This is a genomic window from Mycobacterium sp. TH-M25 (assembly GCF_057473665.1).
Map to the genome: position 1 here is coordinate 1 of NZ_JBYCLA010000591.1, position 3868 is coordinate 3868.

Sequence of the window (3868 nt, forward strand, 5' to 3'; positions counted from 1 at the left end):
GAGCGAATCTGTGGGGACTCCGCAGTAAGCATGGAGGTGAATTGGTGCTGGCGACTGCAGAACTCGTCGTAGCTGCCCGCCTCCGGCAGCTCGAGGGGACCAGCGCCACTGACAAGTGCGCTGTACATCATGTGGAATTCCATCAGCGTCACACCGACGATCATCGCGTCCACGTGGACGTGGTCGATGCTGGCATAAAACGTGAAGTGCTCCTCGGCTTGGATCACCCCGAACTGGAAGCAGCCCCACTCCAGCGGATCTGGTGTGCTCACCGCAAGTTCGCGTATTTGGGCCAACGACAGCTCGCCGTGTTCGACGGGCACGAATTCGATGTCTGCGGGGTCGGATAGCGTGCGTCGGATGATTTCGCCGTCGTCGGTGTACTCGAACCAGCTACGGTAGGTGTCATGGCGGCGAAGGTGCGCGTTGACGATGTAGTTGACCGCACGGATATCACATTGGCCGGGCTGGTCGCAGCTGACAATCATCAGCCGTGAGTAGTCGAGCCCCTTCGCTTTCTGCTCGACATAACCGCGGATGTGCTGCGCCTGCATGTAGGCGACCGGCACCGAACTCACCGGTGCCTGCGACACCTTCTCGCAGGTGGCAGGTGTTGGTTGCCACGAGATGGTCTTACCCGCTCGGGGTGCCCAATCCAGCAGTGTTCCTAGTGTCAACGGCCCGACCCGCAACGTTTTCTCCTTGACTCGAACTCCCCGCTATGCCCCGGTTGGGGCGGCTATCATCCCCCGACGATGTAAGCGCCTGCTATCAACTGGCTGGTGACTCAGCTTCCATAGCTGCCAGCTCTTCGCACAGGTGCTCGGCGAGACCTCGAATTGTGGTGATCTTAGTGGGACTTATGCGTACCCCCGTCTCTGTCTCGATGCGGGTTCGTAATTCTAAATTCCCGAGCGAATCCAGACCATAGTCAGATAGCGGCCGATCGGGGTCAATGGTGCGCCGCAGCAGCAAGCTGATCTGCTCGGACACCAGCCGTCGAATCATGCTGGGCCATTCATCGCGAGGCAATACTTTCAATTCGGCCAGGAACTTGCTTTTGTCTTTTTGGCCTTGGGAAATGGACTGGAACGCCTCGGCGAAGCGGCTGCGTTGCGCAAAGGACGTCAACCACGGCGTTCCCATGATCGGCGCATAGCAGGAGTAGGGGCGGCTGTAGCACAGCAGCGTCTGGAAGACGCGAGCGCCCTCGGCGGGTGCGATCGCTGCGCCGGCCATTACGGCCAAGGCGGTGGCGAGACCAATCTCACCCCATGCCCCCCAGGCGATCGCGGTGCTCGGAAGGCCCTGCGCCCGGCGCCAATGCGAGAAACCATCCAACCAGCTGTTGGCCGCCGCATATGCACCCTGCCCCGGCGAACCGACCAGCGCGGCGGCCGTCGAGAACGAGCAGAACCAATCCAGCGGCTGTGCGGCTTTTCCTTCTTGCAGGGCTACTTCTTTCAAAGCCACGTGCAGGTTCCACGCGCCGTAGACCTTGGGCGCCCAACAACGGTCGATGAGTTCATCGGTGACGTTGGTCAACGTAGCGTCCTCAACCACCCCCGCTGCATGTAGCACGCCGCGAACCGGCAGCCCCGATTGGGTCGCCACCGCCACCAAGCGGTCAGCAACCCCGGGCTCAGCGATATCACCACACTCCACCTGGATGTCGGCGCCTTTGGCGCGCAGCCGCTCGATTGTCTGCTGCGCTTGGGGATTGGGCGCCGAGCGGGAGTTGAGCACCACCCGTCCGCAGCCCGCGGCGGCCATCTCGGTGCCGAGGAACAGCCCCAGGCCGGTCAACCCGCCAGTGACGATATAGGCGCCGTCGGCCCGAAACGCACGAACCTGCTCCGGGGGCACCACGGCCACACTGGATCCGGTGTGCGGCACGTCCAGCAACACCTTGCCGGTGTGCCTGGCACCAGCGACCAAGCGGACGGCCCCAGCCGCGTCATGAATGGGATAGTGCGTGGTCTGCGGCACCGGCAACACCCCCTCGGCGGTGCGTTGGTACACGGTGGTCAGCAGGCGCCGAACGGTTTCCGGGTGGGTATGCGTCAACAACGCCAAGTCGACCGCGTACAACGACAGGTTGCGGCGGAATGGGAACAATCCGAGTCGAGTGTCTCCGTAGATGTCGCGTTTGCCAATCTCGACGAACCGCCCACCGAAGGCCAACAATTCGATTCCGGCGCGTTGCGCAGCGCCGGGCAGCGAGTTGAGCACGACGTCAACGCCGTACCCCTTGGTGTCACGACGGATCTGTTCGGCGAACTCGAGGCTGCGAGAGTCGTAGACATGCTCAATACCCATGTCGCGCAGCAGCTGTCGCCGCTGCGGACTACCCGCCGTCGCGAAGATCTCGCACCCGGCGGCGCGTGCGATCGCGATCGCCGCCTGTCCGACACCGCCGGTCCCCGAATGAATCAGCACCTTGTCGGTCGACGAGATCCGGGCCAGATCGTGCAGGCCGTACCACGCGGTCGCAGCCACGGTAGGCACGGCCGCGGCCTCTTCCAGCGGCACCTCGGGCGGCAGTGTGACCGCGTGGCGGGCGTCGCAGATCACAAATGTGGTCCAGCAACCGTTGCGGGACATACCGCCGACCCGGTCGCCGACCTTGTGCTCGGTGACACCGGGCCCGACGGCCGACACCACTCCGGCGAAGTCGATACCCAACAGCTGGCGGTAGCCCTCGAAAGTGGGGTACCGGCCGAAGGCGACCAAAACGTCGGCGAAGTTGATGGTGGAGGCGGTGACCGCGACCTCGATCTCTCCCGGTCCCGGCGGTACCCGATCGAAGGCAACGAACTCCAGCGATTCCAAGTCACCCGGGGTCCGAATCTCGAGACGCATGCCGTCTCGTTCGTGCTGCACGACGGCGGTTCGCCGTTCGGCCTGGCTCACCGGACCGGGTCGCAGTCGGGCGGTGTACCACTCGCCGTCCCGCCAGCCGGTCTCGTCCTCATCGGAGCCGCTGTGCAGTTGCCGGGCCACGTGGGTGGCGATCGTCGCGTGGTTGGTTCCGTCGACGTCGATCTGGGTGGCGCTCAAGTACGGGTGTTCGGAGTCAATCACCCGCATCAGCCCGCGCAGCCCGGCCTGTTCCAGGTTGGCCAGATCACCCGTCTTGATGCTGGCGGCGTTTCTGGTCACAACGAAAAGGCGGGGCCGCTCGCCGGGGAGTTCAGAGATCTCGCGGGCGATGGTGACAATGTGGGACACATAGTCCCGGCCGCGCCGCAATGCTGGCGATTCTGCCCCCGCTCCTGCCGCGGCGGCAGGAGGAGCGGTCACCACGACGACGCCGGTGAGCCCCTTGAGGGCCCCGTGACCATCGGCAGGGCTCACGCCGTCGCCGGACAGCAGCGAACGCAGCTGCGCAGTATCTATTTGTCCGAGCGGCAACGGCACCGCGGTGCAATACCCGCCATCGGCGTTTAGGGCATCACCGAGTTGCTTGGCCAACGGATCTTCTAACGTAGCGGGGTCGGATGCGCCGAGCACTAACCAGGACCCGCGCTCGCGCTGCGTCACCTCCGGCAGTTCGCGCGGCTCCCATTCGACGGTAAACAACCGCTCGTCAAGTACTCGATTGGCATGTTCGTGCTCCGAAGCGCCGCCGGCCAGGCGCAGCCCCTCGACCAGCAACAGCACCGTTCCGGACTGGTCCAGAACTTCCAGATCGACTTCACATTCACCGGCTCGCGACGCCGTGACCCGGGTGAGGCAATATTGCGCGTTGCGCATCGAGTGGTAGTTACGCAATCTGCGCACACCTACGGGCAGCAGCAGACCGCCGGCACCCGCCTTTTGCACCTCGGGCGCAACGATGACCGACTGGAAGCAGGCATCGAGCAAC

Annotated in this window: 2 protein-coding genes; both read right to left on the reverse strand. The window is 64.1% G+C overall.

All coding sequences use genetic code 11. From position 1 onward, the window contains the following. On the reverse strand, positions 1 to 692 hold a 692-nt coding region (locus tag AC2VOU_RS19720), incomplete at its 3' end, for a condensation domain-containing protein (protein ID WP_486958882.1). Positions 693 to 771: 79 nt separating this feature from the next. Next, positions 772 to 3868: SDR family NAD(P)-dependent oxidoreductase (locus AC2VOU_RS19725; protein WP_486958883.1), on the reverse strand; the 3097-nt coding region annotated here is incomplete at its 5' end.